The following is a 14,172-nucleotide window of genomic DNA, read 5'->3' as shown; positions in this document are numbered from 1 at the left end:
ACTTTATAGTTCTAGTTCAACGAATCCTTAATCATTCTAAAATTAGACAAAGCACTTTCAATATTTTCAATAATATCATCAATCAGTACTTCAGGATCGGGCAGATTATCTAAGTCAATCAGATTGTCGTCTTTGAGCCAGAATATATCCAAATTTGTTTTATCCTTTTCAATTATTTCCTCATACGAATATTTACGCCAACGACCAGTTTCATTATCTTGACTCCAAGTTTCTTTTCTTTTTGAAATATTATTTGCATTAAAGCACTTTATGAAATCTTCTAGATGCTCATTCTTTAATGGGTTCTTTTTTGGAGTATGCCTGATATTTGTCCGATAATCATAAATCCAAACCTCTTTAGTTGCTGGTAACTTTAATTTAGATTTTTTTTGAAAGAAAAGTACATTTGATTTTACTCCCTGAGCATAAAAAATCCCTGTAGGTAGTCTAAGAATTGTATGTAAATTTGTGTTTTCAAGAAGCTTTTTCCGAATTGTTTCACCAGCCCCTCCTTCAAAGAGTACATTATCTGGAAGAACGACGGCAGCACGTCCATTTTCATTTAACATTGTTACTATGTGCTGTAAAAAAGCTAGTTGTTTGTTACTTGTCGTTATCCAAAAATCTTTCCTTAGAAAATATCCGTCTTTTTCTGCTTGTTTTCTATCTGTTGTTGGTATATCACTACTACTTACGCCAAACGGAGGATTAGCAAGTACTATGTCAACTTTTTCCGATTCCAACACCTCTCCATTAGCTCTTTTTAAGCTATCTGTAACTTCTATTTCAGGAGTTTCCTTTAAATCTCCAACTCCGTGTAAAAAGAGGTTCATTAAACATAGCCGAGCAGTGGCTTTTTCAATTTCCCACCCTTTGAATGTATGAAACTTCAAAAACTCTTGCTCTGATTTATTAAGCTTAATTTTTCTTAAATGATTAAGCACACCTAAAAAGAAGCCACCTGTACCACAAGAAGGATCTGCAACTTTTTCTTTTGGTTTAGGTTGCACACATTCAACCATAGCAGTAATTACCGATCTCGGTGTGAAATATTGACCCGCTCCACTATTTTCAGCATTCTTTTGCAGTAAGGATTCATAAATCTCTCCCTTAACATCTATTTCATGTGATGTCCAGTCTTCTTCATCTATTAGATTGATTAATCTCTTTAGCTTAACAGAATCATGTATTTTGTTTAATGCTCCAGCAAATATTTTGCTCAGCATTCCACCTGAATTTGAGAGCTTTTTTAATATTGATTCGTAACTTTCAATTATTTGATTTGACGATTTTAATTCTTGCCAGTCACATCCTTCAGGAATTTGATATTGGTTTTTATTTTCGTCCGCCATTTTGAGAAACAGTAAATAAGTTAGCTGTTCTAAGTAATCCCCATAGCCTAAACCATCATCACGCAGGGTATCACAGAATGACCAGATTTTTGCTACTAATATATTTGTTGATGCCATTATTTAAAAATTTATTATACTAATACTCGTTCTACATCTTTTAGCCAGCCATATTCATCGTCCTTAATTTTTTCTTTTACAAAATTTCTTACAATCATAGAATAAGGTTCTGTATATTTTGAGTAATTATGAAGAAGAAGATAGCATTCATCTATTTTTTCATCTCTCCGTACTGGATCATTGATGTTGTTTTTTATGTAATTATGTGCTTTTTTCACTACCATTTCACAATTGGACCAAATCTTACTTCTTCCCCTGCGTAGGGGTGTGTGATCTAAACCATAAAACCTTATAGAAAGGGTAGCTTTTTTATTATATAAAGGATTATCTTCTTGACTGTATGTAGGATATGGATCTCCATTTTGATCAAATGATATCAACGTTACATCTCTTGGTTTTATGGGGTCAATAAGAAGTGGCCTTTCGCAATCACATTCTTCATCATCTGTTTGAGCCAAACCATCTCCATCTAATGGAAAGAAATTTCCTTTACCATAAACCGCATTTCCTGAATCAAATCTATCTTTCCTAAGTTTATTGACTAAGGAGCCTGCAAAACGAAAGTTACTCCAACTATATGAAAGCCACCAATAACCATCTTCAAGAATTACAGCACCATTTTCAGATTTAGATTCTGCTTTAGGTCGGAAGTGCTCAATCTCCCATTCGCCAGAACTTTCTGGAGCTTCAGAATACCAACATTTATGACCCGATAATTCAGATAATGCAGGATACAATTCTGACCAAATATTATTTCTAGACCAATAGTCACTTCTTTGCTTTTTGGTCATTGGACGAATATCCTTTAAACACTTGTCTGCACGTTGAACCCAATCATCAAAACTTCCAGGATGTTTGCCTTCAAGACTATCGAATTTAGCTTTTAAATCAGATAAATTTATCACTCTCATGTTAATTCATCTTTTTGAATTAGTTTTAAAACGCGTTCTGCGGCTTTAGTACTTTGTTCAGACAATAATTTTTTTTCAGATTCTGTTAATTCAGTTTTACCAAAAGCTTCTAGTTTTGACATTTCACCTAAATAAGCTTTAAACCACTTATCTTCAACCTCTTCATAGAATCCATAATCTTCTAATTCTGCCTTTAATTTTTGATACTCATCATATTCAATTTCATTTAATTTTTCTCTCATTAAACGACCTTGTAAATATCTTTTCCTATTCAATTTTTCTTGAGTCTTTTTATCCAATATCGTAGGAAGACCGAACAAAGGACTAGTTAATATCCCTGCTACACCAAGACCTTTTGGGCTTACATCTGGCTCCGTTACTTCGGTTTTATAATTGGCATCTCTTTTAAATACTCTGACCTGCTCTTTTTCCATACCACCTATAACTAATGGGTCATGTGTACAAAAAACAATTTGAGTTTTAGCAGATTTACTCACTACATTTTCCAAAAATTCAAGGTATTTCCATTTCCATAAAGGATTCAAATGAGTATCTGGTTCATCAAGTAAAATAAGTGCTTCATCATCCTTTGTAAATTTAAGTAGACCAAGCACTGTAATTAATTGCTTTTCTCCTTCACTAAGTTCCCCCATAGCTAATTCACCTTCAACATGCTCTTTGAGAACTTTTATCCTGACATCTTGGTCTTCCACTAATTCCGAATAATGAAGACTGCATAAGGCATTAAACAAAGTAATTTTGTTTTCATATTTCATTTCAACAAATGCTCTGATTGCTTCTTTGTCTTTTAAGAAAAGAAAGAGCCTGCTTAATGTTTCTCTTTTGTTTAAGGCTCCTCTTACGGTTTCCTTATAGAACATTGGCACAATCGAGAAATTCCACAAGTCTTCAATGAACCTGCGGACTAAGCCAGCAGTATTCCAAAAGTGATCTGGATCTTTACGAGATTTAGACCAATTGGGTTGCTTCAACATAAAAAGAGCTGAACCAAAATCTACTATGTTAAGTTCTCTTTTCAAAAAATCTATCGTTTCTTTCTCTCTTTCATCAAATAAATAAAAAGCAATTAAAGCAAAACTCGCATGGATTGGCTCTACTAAAAAAATTCTAGGCATTTCTTTAAAGTCTTCATATTTTGATGTTGGATCCATCATTTTCTTAAATTGCTGAAGTTTATGATCTGCATACAAAGATCTTAAGCGTTCGCTTAAACCCGAGTAGTAAACAAAAACATGACTAGGCAAATACTCATTTTTGTTTTTGAAAAACTGTGCTTTTGATTTTAATTTCTCGCCATCAATTGAGAAGGAATATCCTTGTTTGACGGAATAATCTACTTCTATACTTTTATCCCGACAGGTATAAGTAATGTTATATTCAAATGCTTGACCTTGCTTATATAGTATTGGAGCTCTTTCTAAATCTAAATCTCTAAAGATTATAACTAATGCTTCCATAAAGTTAGACTTGCCTGTAGCATTCAGCCCAAGCAATACTGTCTCCATAGAACTTTCTCCAAAATCAAAATAAAAATCCTCTAGATTCTTAAATCTACCCTTTATATGGACGTTATTTATTTTCATCTTTTAAAGTTAAAAGTGATTCTGTTTTTGATTTTAACTCATCTATCTGATAGTAGATTTCTTTTATTTCACTGTAGAATTGTTCTATATCTCCTTCACTTGTAGATTTTTCCCAAAGTTCCTGAGCTGATATTGGTGAATTAGATTCCTTTAAAATTTCAAGGATGGATTTCTTTTCTTCCATTTGTTTCTTTTGTTTTGGTTTACTACGACTCAGTTCTTTTTGATTTTCAAAATATAATATTTTTTCTTCTTTTATGTCTTTTAATAAGTTTTCCACAGATTCATTTGAAGTATAGTTAACCAATCGGCCCTCAAATGCCTTTTTTAAGATAGAATGTTTTAAAGCAATAATTTCATTTAAAACATTTTCAACCGTCTTTTGTAAATTATCAACTAAAGTAAATCTCGACTCTATAATTGCAACTATTTGTCTTTGTTCATCAAATGAGCAATACGGCAACTCGATATTCTTAATAATAGTAGTATTCAAGTTTGGTTGAGTTGCACCCATACTAATATCTCTTAGTTTTTGAGTGTTTAAAAGAAAAAAGTAATATAAATAATAAATACTTCTCTCGTCAAGATCTAAAAATGCTGCAATACCATCATTTATTGTTGAATCAATCATACATATTTTAGGAATGCCTAGTGTAGCGCCACTATTTGATAGAAGTAGAGTTTTTGGTTTTATTTTTCTTGTTTTAATCAAGCCAGCCTCTTTAATTGTATACTCAAATGTAGTTAGGTGTACTTTTGAATCTTTAGTTATGTCTTTTACTTTCAAAAACGGAATATTACCTTCATAATACCTACTGTCTCCTGCTGGTCTTGGAGAACCTCCTCTAACTACATTTGAAAGATCTGAAACTTTGACGATCCTCCAATCGATTGGTAATTTATCTGCTGTTAGATCTTTGTTCGTCAACTTACCAGCAAATGCATTTTTCAACAATGCCTGTTTATATATTCTTAAGTGTTTTTCAGTCTTTTTTAATCCAGACTCCGCTTCATCAAGCTTACTAAAAATTAACTCTATTTGAGATACAATCAACTTTTGTTCGTTTAAAGTGCATAGAGGTAAAGGTAAATTTGAAAAATTTTTTGCAGACAATTCTAAAAATGTAGTTCCGCTCGCTACTTTTTCTGCTTGAAATTTTAATGTGGAAAAATAATAATATATATATTCACTATCAATCTGACTCATCGGGATCAAGTTTTTAAATCCCTGACTGGTAGATAAATCATTTTTAGCTATTACAACATATCCTATAGGAGCTCGTGAAGAAAATAAAATGGAGCCTTTAGATATTAATTTAGCTGAAGAATAATCCAATCCTATCTGAGTTATATTCCTACTTCCTCTTACAATATATTTTTCATTATAATTCGAAAGATCAGCAGGTGTAATCCAAGAAATATCTCCTCCCCAAAACTCTTTATTTTTAGTAGGTGGTGTGCCTCCACTAACTACAATACCAATATCATCAATCGTGACCCAAACCCAACCCTCGGGTAAATCATATTTTTCTTGTTGCTCTTTCATTTTAAATCTTTTCCAAAAGATTTGTTTTTACAAATTCATATACCTCATTTATATCGGATAGCATATTGTTTTGCAATAATCAATCAAAATGGTACTTAGTTAATTTTGTTTTGTTGAATTCAAAAGTTCTTTAATATCCACTTTTAAAAGCTTAGCTATTTGCGCTAATGTTTCTACAGATGGTTGTATTTCATTTGTACACCATCGAGATACCGTACTTTCACTTTTATCCAGTTCTTTGGCTAACCATTTACTAGTCTTATATTGTTCTGCCAATATAATTTTCAATCGATTTATTTTCATATAATGCTATTTAATACGCATTCTATGCGAATTTAATGTTATTAATAACATTAACAAAGGATATAGGGGAGATTTATAAAATTAGGTGCTTAGTGTCGTAAGATTGAGAAGATTAAAAAAGGGAGCTTGCTCACACAAACTCCCCAATGTCAAAATCACTCAAATCACTTTTCCGCAAAGTGGAAGAACTATCCTCAGTTTCAGATGAGAGAGTGCTATCCAAAAGCTCGGCAATCTTTTTTGAAGCACCCTCGATGGAATTTTCCAGTAGGCTGAATAATTCAGTACCCTGCAATCTTTGAACTATCGCTACCGCTGTTTCCTTTTGAGATTGTTCCAAATTTTCTTTTTGGAGCAAAACCCCTATGGAGCTTAGTTCGTCATAGGTAACCCCTTTGGCAAGACTGTCATCGCCACCGGATATTCCGTACCTGTTCCATTCTTCTTCCTCTTCATCCAAATCAGGCATATTTCTGAAAACTTCGTTCAGCTCTTCCTGCGGAATTTGAATACCTACAATTTCATTTTCGTCGTATTCTATGTCTAAATTATCAGGATTTATTTCGTCTTCTTCAATTTTGCTTTCATTGGTAGTATTTGGCACTAAATGGCTTCTTACTGGCTTAGGCTGACCCATAATATCGGGAAGATTTGGATTAATTTTTCCTTGTGTCGGTTTTTGTTCCGACCTTTTTTTGATGATGATTTTATCCTGTACGAGCAAGAAAATTACAATCAGCAAGCATATCACAATTACTATTTCCATAATCAAATGTTTTAAAAAATGGGTTTAAACTTTTCGTTGAAATCATCTGTGATTGCTTTTTCAAACATTTCAAAATGATGCTGCAATATATTATCGAGGTAGGCATAAAGCGGTATCTCATCTTTACCAATGACTTGCACAATTCGGCATAACCGTTCGTGGTATTCCTGCCGGATATAAATGCTTTTATCTCCACGTTTCGTCATCGAATGGGTTTTCAAAAAATGGTCTCCATAACTTCCGTCAAGGCTTTTCTTTAGGCGGTTCCGTTCCCGTTGTACAGGTTTATTTTGTTGTAATTCTTCCTGTTTTACTTCGACTTTTACCATTTCCTTTTCCTGCTCTTCGACGGGAAGCTGTATGCCGTCTTTTTTAATGCCGTCAACCATTAGGTTCATCATCAACTCTTCGTTGATTTCCGGTGTGACTTTTCTTTTATTATCTTTTTCCATACAGCTATAATTGAATGATTTTTAAAAATTCGCTGATGAACAAATCTAACTGACAAGCTTTCATCAAACGTTCATCAGGTGGCATTACGGTAGAACGAAATACGGTTTTGCTGTCCACTTCGCTTTCTTTGCGAAAACGAGTACTGTTCTTCACTTGGCTTTGCATCAGACTTAATCCCAGTTGCTCGATAAGTTGGTTGTACACGCCATACAAAGACGTACTTTCTCTGCCATCTACTTGGTTCCAAAAGAGATTAATGGTTTGTATGGAAGTTTCCCCTTTTTTCATAATCACATCCTGTAAAAGCTGCGTGAAGATGAGCGTACTTTCCATTACCACACGGTCTGCTGTGATTGGCGTAAAAATGTGGTGCATTCCTGCCAACGCTTTCAGAATACCGGGCGTGTTCACAGTTCCTGGCAAGTCAAAAAATACCACATCCACAGGAACGGAAGAAGTATTTACAAATTCGTGAGCTACTTCCAATACACTATCCGCTTTGTGTTGCATAATCGGATAGGCTTTTTTGTTGATGGTGGTAAATTGTTTGTACGCCAGCTTTTTCAATGCTTCATTTTCCATTACCATTGCCAAATCCCTTGTCTTCATTTTCATCAAACTATGCTGCGGAAAATCCGCATCAAATACGGCTACGTTGTAGCCTAATCGATAATGCATCGCACTGGCAATAAGTGCTGTAAATGTACTTTTGCCTACACCGCCTTTTTGAGAAGAAAAGGCAATAAACAGAGGTTTCTTTTTTGTGTCCATATTTTAAAAATTTAAAGTTTCTACTTATTTGCAGTCCTGCGTACAATCAGTCAGGCATTCCTGCTATCGTTCAGGCTTCCTTGAAGGATAACCAACAGGCTTTCTTGACTGAACTCGTGATTTCCTGCTTGTCTGCGATATAGCAGGATGGTACTCATTCCTAAATGCTATCAGGCAGGATAGCCATCATTCTTGCGTTCCTATAATCCTGCATTCAGGAAAGCGACCTTGATTGATTGCAAGCCGTCACGCTATCATTCTTTCATCCTTGCAATTCTACCGTCAGGATTGTTTGCATTCTTGAATGCTGTCAATCTATCATCCCTGACTGAGTTCCTTCCATCTTTCAAATACAAAGAACCAATCAATTGCATTAGATTGTATACCTGTGGCAGTGTTTGGCGGTCAGAGGCAGTGTTTGGCACTGCGGCACTGTACAATGCTTTCGTAAACAGGGCTTTACTTTGTACAATGATTTTTATTAACGGATTTATGCAAAAGTCTTTTGACAAAATGGAGGGTAACAGCAACGGCATCGAGCCGTTTTTCCCTGTTACATTTAATCCGTCCCGCAGGGCGGATTTTTGTGTTCAACAGAACACGGCAAGTTGTGTTTTGAGGCACTCAAAAGTGAGTTAGTGCCTCAAAACAACTTGCCCTGCTGGGAGCTGAAAAAACCACTCCGAAGTCGAGGTTTTGTGTGAATTAAGATGGATTTGTGATGAATGAGAATAATATTAGAAAACAAAATAAGGGCGGACGAAAGGCAAAAACCGACCCAAGTATCCACCGCCACGTTTTCCGTCTTACAGATGAAGAAAATGCCAAACTTTTATCGCTTTTTGAAGTATCGGGAATGCCCAATAAAGCAAAGTTTATCATTTCCCTGCTGTTTGGTAAGGAAATGAAATCGGTCAAAATTGATAAAGGGACAGTTGATTTTTATATGCGATTAACCTCGTTTCACAGTCAATTTCGCTCTGTGGGTGTCAATTATAACCAAATTGTGAAGCTGTTGTACAAGAATTTTTCTGAGAAAAAAGCCGCAGCATTCTTGTATAAATTGGAAAAACAAACGGCTGAAATGGCGGTTTTGTGTCAAAAAATCATTCAGATAAGTGAAGAATTTGAAGCGAAATATCTAAAAAAATAGTTTTAGAAATGATAGCAAAAATCGGAAGAAGCGGTAATTTATACGGCGCATTAGCATACAATCATCTGAAAGTGGAGAATGAAAATGGACAGATTTTGTTCGCTAATAAGATGATTGAAACGGCTAATGGTCATTATTCAGTTGCTCAATTAGCCCAATCTTTTGCGCCTTATCTAATTGCTAATCGTAATACCGAGAAACATACTTTGCATATTTCGCTCAATCCCGACCCGAAAGATGAGGTAAGCAATGACAAGTTCAGGGAAATGGCAGAAGAATATATGCGTGAAATGGGTTACGGCGAACAGCCTTTTGTAGTTTTCAAACATACCGATATTGACCGTAGCCATATTCATATCGTATCGGTTTGTGTGGATGAAGAGGGCAAAAAGATTTCGGATAAATTCGAGAAAATGCGTTCTATGAATGTGTGCCGAGAACTCGAAAGAAAACACGGATTGATACCTGCAACAGATAAGGAGCATCGGAAAAATGACAAGATTTTTAGTCCCGTAAATTACAAAGCTGGCGATGTGAAAAGTCAGATAGCTTCGGTTATTCGTCATTTACCGAACTATTACCAATATCAAACTTTGGGAGAATATAACGCCTTGCTTTCCTTATTCAATATTACAACCGAAAAAGTAGAAGGCGAATTACAGGGGCAGCTGCGACAAGGTTTGTTGTACATTCCTTTAAATGAAAAAGGAGAAAGAGCAGGACATCCGTTCAAGGCTTCCTTGTTTGGGAAAAGCGCAGGACTTCCGGCTTTGGAATTGCATTTTGAGAAGAGCAAAACAGCTTTGAAAAACCATCCAAGCCAAAAAACTTTGCAATCAGCCGTTGCCATTGCGTTGCAATCTACAACTGATGAATTGAGTTTTAAGAAACAGTTAACTGAACAAGGCATAAATGTGGTGGTTCGTAGAAATGATGCAGGGCGAATTTACGGAATAACTTTTATTGACCATAATTCTAAAAGTGTTTGGAATGGTTCACGGTTAAGCAAAGAACTTTCTGCCAATACTTTTAATGACTATTGGAACAACAATATTAAACCGGAAATTAAAGAGCCAGTTCTTCAATCACAAGCAAAAGTGCCACAGTTAAACGATACGGAAGATTTACCTATGGAAAAACCTCATTATTTATTCGACTTTTTAAATACCGAAAAACACGAAGATGGTTTGATAGAAGCATTGGGCGGTTTGCTTCCCGAAGCACAGGGCGAAGATTACGAGGAACAGGATTTTGCCAGTAAAATGAAGAAGAAAAGAAAAGTCCAGAGAGGTCAAAAATAGAAATCAATTAATCACTCTTATAATTAAACGGAAACTACATAAATTAATTTGGAACGATTGGTTTAAATTGTATATTTGCATTATGCCAAGAAATAAAGAATTTGATTATACCGAAAAGTTAGAGGTGGTTCGTAACCTTTTTTGGGAAAGAGGATATAATGCTACTTCTATGCACAATATTGTGGCTTCAATGAAATTGAACAGAAGTAGCATTTACGACACTTATGGCAACAAACACGATTTATTTTTAAAGTGTCTGTCAAATTATGCTTCTCTAAAAGAAAACCAATATTTGAAAGCCTCAACGGTTAAAGATAAAGGTATCGATGCGTTGGAATACGTTATCCGTGATGTTGTCAATCAGACATTAACAGACAATAAGGCTTGTTTAATTGTGAAGACTATTTTTGAAGTAGCACCTGCGGACGAGGACGTGAAAAATCTACTTTTGATAAGAGGTCGTACTTTACAGTCAATTCTGCGAAATCTTGTAGCACAAGCCCAAACAGAGGGAGATATTAAGAGTAAAAGTAACCCTGCCGTTATTGCCCGATATATCCTTTCATCTTTTAGTAGCTATTGGAGCCATTATATTTTGAGCAAGAACAAAAAGGAAGTTCTAGAGATGGTTGATTTTTTAATGGAACAAATAAAGAGATAAAAAAAATTTATCTCATTTTGGAACGATTGGTTTAAAATAATTAAAAATAAATATATGAAACGAACAATCCTAATTGCATCATTAGCTTTCCTATCGGTAGGCAATGCTTTTGCACAACAAAAACAAATTGGTAATGACAATAAAGAAACGACAATGGTAATGATAAATGAAATTCAAAATAAACAAAGAGCCAATGCGGAGCTGTATTTTAGAAAAGTAGATGCTGGCGAATTTGACGGCGGTTACTACAACCTGTTCACGGAAGATGTCGAACTGTATTTTCCAAAGTTTGGGTTTAGCAAAGGTAAAGAGGGCATTAAACAATTTGGTGTAGCAATGTCTGGTTTCCTCCAAGGACTTACACATGATATAGAAAATTTCAACTACATAGTTTCAAACAATACTGTTGTCGTTGAGGGTACTGAAAAAGGCATAACCATTGACGGTAAGCCATGGCCGGACAATGTTACTACGTTTGGTAAATTCTGTAATGTTTTTGAGTTTGAAGGGGACCTAATCAAACGTGTACATATCTATGTTGACCCCGATGTCACTTCTGAAGATGTGGTAAGGATGGCAAGGTTAAATCAAGACCATAAAGAAAAAGATGTTAATTTGATTGAACGGGATACAAGAACCGTTGTAGAGGAATTTTACGAAATACAATCCGGAAAGAAAGAGGGCGGTTTGGCAGAACTGTTTGCTGATAAGGTTGATTTTGATTTAGCCGGGAATGAGGAAAAATTTCCGTGGGTGGGAAAACGACATACAAAGAAAGAGGTCGAAGACTATTTTAAAGTCCTTTATCAAAATATAAAATCCGAAAAATTTGATGTAGAATTTATTTCTATTAATGGAGAAGATGCTGTGGCAGTGGGACAATTATCATCGGTAATATTAAAATATGATAAGGTATTTAATGCCCAATTTGTAAACATTTTCAAAGTTCGAAACGGCAAAATCATAAAATATCATTTTATGGAAGACAGTTATAGGTTAAATGAAGAAATGAAATAAGCAAAAAGGTACCAACATATGCTGACAAACACCGCCACTCAACGTCATTGACTGCCACATTCTTACACCAATCTTCACAGCCTTTAAATTCACGCCCGAACATTAAAACTAAAAATAATGCAGGGAGAAGACGATTTAAGAGGGCTTGCCAAAATAGTGGCTTTTATGCGGGCTGTAAGTATCCTTTTAGTACTGATACACCTTTATTGGTTTTGCTACGGGTTCTTTATGGAACGTGGTTGGACGTTGGAAGTTATCAATAAGATTTTAGGCAATTTCGACCGAACTGCGGGTTTGTTCTCGCATACCTTATACACCAAAGTTTTTGCTTTGGTGTTATTGGCATTGAGTTGTTTGGGAACAAAAGGCGTGAAGAATGAAAAAATAACCTGGTCTAAAATTTATTTGGTTTTGGCAATTGGCTTTGTTTTATTTTTTCTGAATACGCCTTTATTAAAATTATCACTAATTACCGCTACATTTCTTTACATTCTTACCACAGGTTTAGGATATATCGCTTTGATGGTAGCCGGAGTTTGGATGAGCCGTTTGCTTCGTACCAATCTGATGGATGACGTTTTCAACAACGAGAACGAAAGTTTTCAGCAGGAAACCAAGCTGATGGAAAACGAGTATTCCGTTAACCTGCCCACAAAGTTTTATTACAAAGGAAAATGGAACAATGGCTGGATTAACGTAGTCAATGTTTTCAGGGCATCAATTGTGCTGGGCACGCCTGGTTCGGGAAAGAGCTATGCAATCGTAAACAACTATATAAAGCAACAGATTGAGAAAGGCTTTGCAATGTACATTTACGATTTTAAGTTTGACGACCTTTCTACTATTGCTTATAATCATTTATTGAAGCATCAGGATAAATACAAAGTACAGCCTAAATTTTATGTGATCAATTTCGACGACCCACGCAAGAGCCATCGTTGCAATCCATTAAATCCTGATTTTATGACGGATATTTCTGATGCTTACGAAGCTGCTTATACCATAATGCTGAACCTGAACCGTAGTTGGATACAGAAACAGGGCGATTTCTTTGTGGAAAGTCCGATTATTTTGTTGGCAGCAATTATTTGGTATTTGAAAATCTATGAAGATGGAAAGTATTGTACATTTCCACACGCTATTGAGTTGCTGAACAAAAAGTATTCAGATGTTTTCACGATTTTAACTTCTTATCCTGATTTGGAAAACTATTTGTCGCCTTTTATGGATGCGTGGCAAGGTGGAGCGCAAGACCAATTGCAGGGGCAAATTGCTTCGGCTAAAATCCCTTTGTCAAGAATGATTTCTCCGCAGTTGTATTGGGTAATGACTGGCGATGATTTTTCTTTAAATATCAATAATCCTAAAGAACCGAAAATTTTGTGCGTTGGTAACAATCCCGACCGTCAAAATATTTATTCCGCAGCTTTGGGTTTGTACAATTCGAGGATTGTAAAGCTTATCAACAAGAAAGGGCAATTAAAGAGTTCTGTAATTATAGATGAGCTGCCTACGATTTATTTCAGAGGGCTGGATAATTTAATTGCAACTGCAAGAAGTAATAAAGTCGCAGTTTGTTTGGGCTTTCAGGATTTTTCGCAATTAACCAGAGATTACGGCGACAAGGAAAGTAAGGTTATTCAAAATACGGTAGGTAATATTTTCAGTGGTCAAGTAGTTGGCGAAACGGCAAAAAGCCTTTCGGAACGTTTTGGGAAAGTATTGCAGAAACGCCAAAGTATATCCATCAACAGAAATGATACTTCAACTTCCATTTCTACGCAATTAGACAGCTTGATACCTGCATCCAAAATTTCTACACTTACCCAAGGTATGTTTGTCGGTTCTGTATCGGATAATTTTGATGAACGTATTGAGCAGAAAATATTCCACGCAGAAATTGTGGTGGATAATGAAAAGGTTGCCGAAGAAACTAAAGTATATCAGAAGCTACCACAAATTTTATCTTTTGTAAATGAACAAGGAGAGGATAAAATGAAACAGGAAATTGAAGCCAATTACCGAAAAATTAAACAAGATATTGTACAGATTATTGGGGCAGAATTAGAACGGATTAAAAATGACCCGGATTTACAGCATTTGGTGCAACAGGGATAATTATAAATGATAGCTATAAAGTGAAGAATTGGATAATGTTGTATGTTTAAATAACATTTCGGAATAGTGCATTATCTATTAAGGAATGCGGATTGAATA

14 protein-coding genes are annotated in these 14,172 nt (G+C 35.3%); 5 read left to right on the top strand and 9 right to left on the bottom strand.

The window, feature by feature from the left end; all coding sequences use genetic code 11:
* Positions 1–11: 11 nt before the first annotated feature.
* The 9 genes from FA047_RS10825 to FA047_RS10785 form a co-directional block, all read right to left on the bottom strand.
* Complete coding sequence (locus FA047_RS10825; RefSeq protein ID WP_205943294.1) at positions 12–1,469, bottom strand: type I restriction-modification system subunit M; 1,458 nt, start codon at positions 1,467–1,469, stop codon at positions 12–14.
* 14 nt (positions 1,470–1,483) lie between these two features.
* Complete coding sequence (locus tag FA047_RS10820) at positions 1,484–2,380, bottom strand: hypothetical protein (RefSeq protein WP_136836094.1); 897 nt, start codon at positions 2,378–2,380, stop codon at positions 1,484–1,486.
* Entirely contained in the window at positions 2,377–3,984 is a 1,608-nt protein-coding gene (locus tag FA047_RS10815; RefSeq protein ID WP_136836093.1) for an AAA family ATPase, read from the bottom strand. Before FA047_RS10815 ends, FA047_RS10820 begins: the two co-directional genes overlap by 4 nt.
* Positions 3,971–5,530 carry a restriction endonuclease subunit S gene (locus FA047_RS10810; protein ID WP_136836092.1) on the bottom strand — a complete coding sequence of 520 codons (1,560 nt, stop codon included), beginning with the start codon at positions 5,528–5,530 and terminating at the stop codon, positions 3,971–3,973. Before FA047_RS10810 ends, FA047_RS10815 begins: the two co-directional genes overlap by 14 nt.
* 99 nt (positions 5,531–5,629) lie before the next feature.
* Complete coding sequence (locus FA047_RS10805) at positions 5,630–5,833, bottom strand: helix-turn-helix transcriptional regulator (protein ID WP_136836091.1); 204 nt, start codon at positions 5,831–5,833, stop codon at positions 5,630–5,632.
* A gap of 130 nt (positions 5,834–5,963) precedes the next feature.
* Positions 5,964–6,599, bottom strand: coding sequence for a conjugal transfer protein TraD (locus FA047_RS10800; protein WP_136836090.1), 636 nt, complete (start codon positions 6,597–6,599; stop codon positions 5,964–5,966).
* Positions 6,600–6,610: 11 nt separating this feature from the next.
* Complete coding sequence (locus tag FA047_RS10795) at positions 6,611–7,051, bottom strand: DUF3408 domain-containing protein (protein ID WP_136836089.1); 441 nt, start codon at positions 7,049–7,051, stop codon at positions 6,611–6,613.
* Positions 7,052–7,055: 4 nt separating this feature from the next.
* Positions 7,056–7,823 (bottom strand): ParA family protein, encoded by a 768-nt coding sequence (locus tag FA047_RS10790; protein WP_136836088.1) that lies wholly within the window; start codon positions 7,821–7,823, stop codon positions 7,056–7,058.
* A gap of 254 nt (positions 7,824–8,077) precedes the next feature.
* Positions 8,078–8,359 (bottom strand): hypothetical protein, encoded by a 282-nt coding sequence (locus tag FA047_RS10785; protein ID WP_136836087.1) that lies wholly within the window; start codon positions 8,357–8,359, stop codon positions 8,078–8,080.
* A gap of 185 nt (positions 8,360–8,544) precedes the next feature.
* On the opposite strand from FA047_RS10785, the gene mobA reads away from it, so the two are divergent.
* The 5 genes from mobA to mobC all read left to right on the top strand — a co-directional run bounded on the left by mobA (position 8,545) and on the right by mobC (position 14,073).
* On the top strand, positions 8,545–8,976 hold the full coding sequence (gene mobA, locus FA047_RS10780) for a conjugal transfer protein MobA (protein ID WP_136836086.1): 432 nt from the start codon (positions 8,545–8,547) through the stop codon (positions 8,974–8,976).
* A gap of 8 nt (positions 8,977–8,984) precedes the next feature.
* On the top strand, positions 8,985–10,277 hold the full coding sequence (mobB, locus tag FA047_RS10775) for a conjugal transfer protein MobB (protein WP_136836085.1): 1,293 nt from the start codon (positions 8,985–8,987) through the stop codon (positions 10,275–10,277).
* Between the two features lie 82 nt (positions 10,278–10,359).
* Positions 10,360–10,938, top strand: a complete 579-nt coding sequence (locus tag FA047_RS10770) for a TetR/AcrR family transcriptional regulator (RefSeq protein ID WP_136836084.1) — start codon at positions 10,360–10,362, stop codon at positions 10,936–10,938.
* A 54-nt stretch (positions 10,939–10,992) separates the two neighbouring features.
* Entirely contained in the window at positions 10,993–11,955 is a 963-nt protein-coding gene (locus tag FA047_RS10765) for a nuclear transport factor 2 family protein (RefSeq protein ID WP_136836083.1), read from the top strand.
* Between the two features lie 117 nt (positions 11,956–12,072).
* Positions 12,073–14,073: a conjugal transfer protein MobC gene (gene mobC, locus FA047_RS10760; RefSeq protein WP_136836082.1), complete on the top strand. Its 2,001-nt coding sequence runs from the start codon at positions 12,073–12,075 to the stop codon at positions 14,071–14,073.
* Positions 14,074–14,172 lie beyond the last annotated feature (99 nt).

Origin of the sequence: Pedobacter frigoris, from assembly GCF_005116445.1 — a bacterium.
Classification (GTDB): Bacteria; Bacteroidota; Bacteroidia; order Sphingobacteriales; family Sphingobacteriaceae; genus Pedobacter; species Pedobacter frigoris.
Note: the sequence above shows the minus strand (reverse complement) of the source record. Positions and strands in the feature narration are given on the sequence as shown.

Coding starts and splice junctions, on each gene's coding strand:
- FA047_RS10815 (WP_136836093.1), bottom strand. CDS start 3,984: ATGAAAATAAATAACGTCCATATAAAGGGTAGATTTAAGAATCTAGAG.
- FA047_RS10790 (WP_136836088.1), bottom strand. CDS start 7,823: ATGGACACAAAAAAGAAACCTCTGTTTATTGCCTTTTCTTCTCAAAAA.
- FA047_RS10795 (WP_136836089.1), bottom strand. CDS start 7,051: ATGGAAAAAGATAATAAAAGAAAAGTCACACCGGAAATCAACGAAGAG.
- mobA (WP_136836086.1), top strand. CDS start 8,545: ATGAATGAGAATAATATTAGAAAACAAAATAAGGGCGGACGAAAGGCA.
- FA047_RS10820 (WP_136836094.1), bottom strand. CDS start 2,380: ATGAGAGTGATAAATTTATCTGATTTAAAAGCTAAATTCGATAGTCTT.
- FA047_RS10770 (WP_136836084.1), top strand. CDS start 10,360: ATGCCAAGAAATAAAGAATTTGATTATACCGAAAAGTTAGAGGTGGTT.
- FA047_RS10765 (WP_136836083.1), top strand. CDS start 10,993: ATGAAACGAACAATCCTAATTGCATCATTAGCTTTCCTATCGGTAGGC.
- FA047_RS10805 (WP_136836091.1), bottom strand. CDS start 5,833: ATGAAAATAAATCGATTGAAAATTATATTGGCAGAACAATATAAGACT.
- FA047_RS10800 (WP_136836090.1), bottom strand. CDS start 6,599: ATGGAAATAGTAATTGTGATATGCTTGCTGATTGTAATTTTCTTGCTC.
- FA047_RS10825 (WP_205943294.1), bottom strand. CDS start 1,469: ATGGCATCAACAAATATATTAGTAGCAAAAATCTGGTCATTCTGTGAT.
- mobC (WP_136836082.1), top strand. CDS start 12,073: ATGCAGGGAGAAGACGATTTAAGAGGGCTTGCCAAAATAGTGGCTTTT.
- FA047_RS10810 (WP_136836092.1), bottom strand. CDS start 5,530: ATGAAAGAGCAACAAGAAAAATATGATTTACCCGAGGGTTGGGTTTGG.
- FA047_RS10785 (WP_136836087.1), bottom strand. CDS start 8,359: ATGCCGTTGCTGTTACCCTCCATTTTGTCAAAAGACTTTTGCATAAAT.
- mobB (WP_136836085.1), top strand. CDS start 8,985: ATGATAGCAAAAATCGGAAGAAGCGGTAATTTATACGGCGCATTAGCA.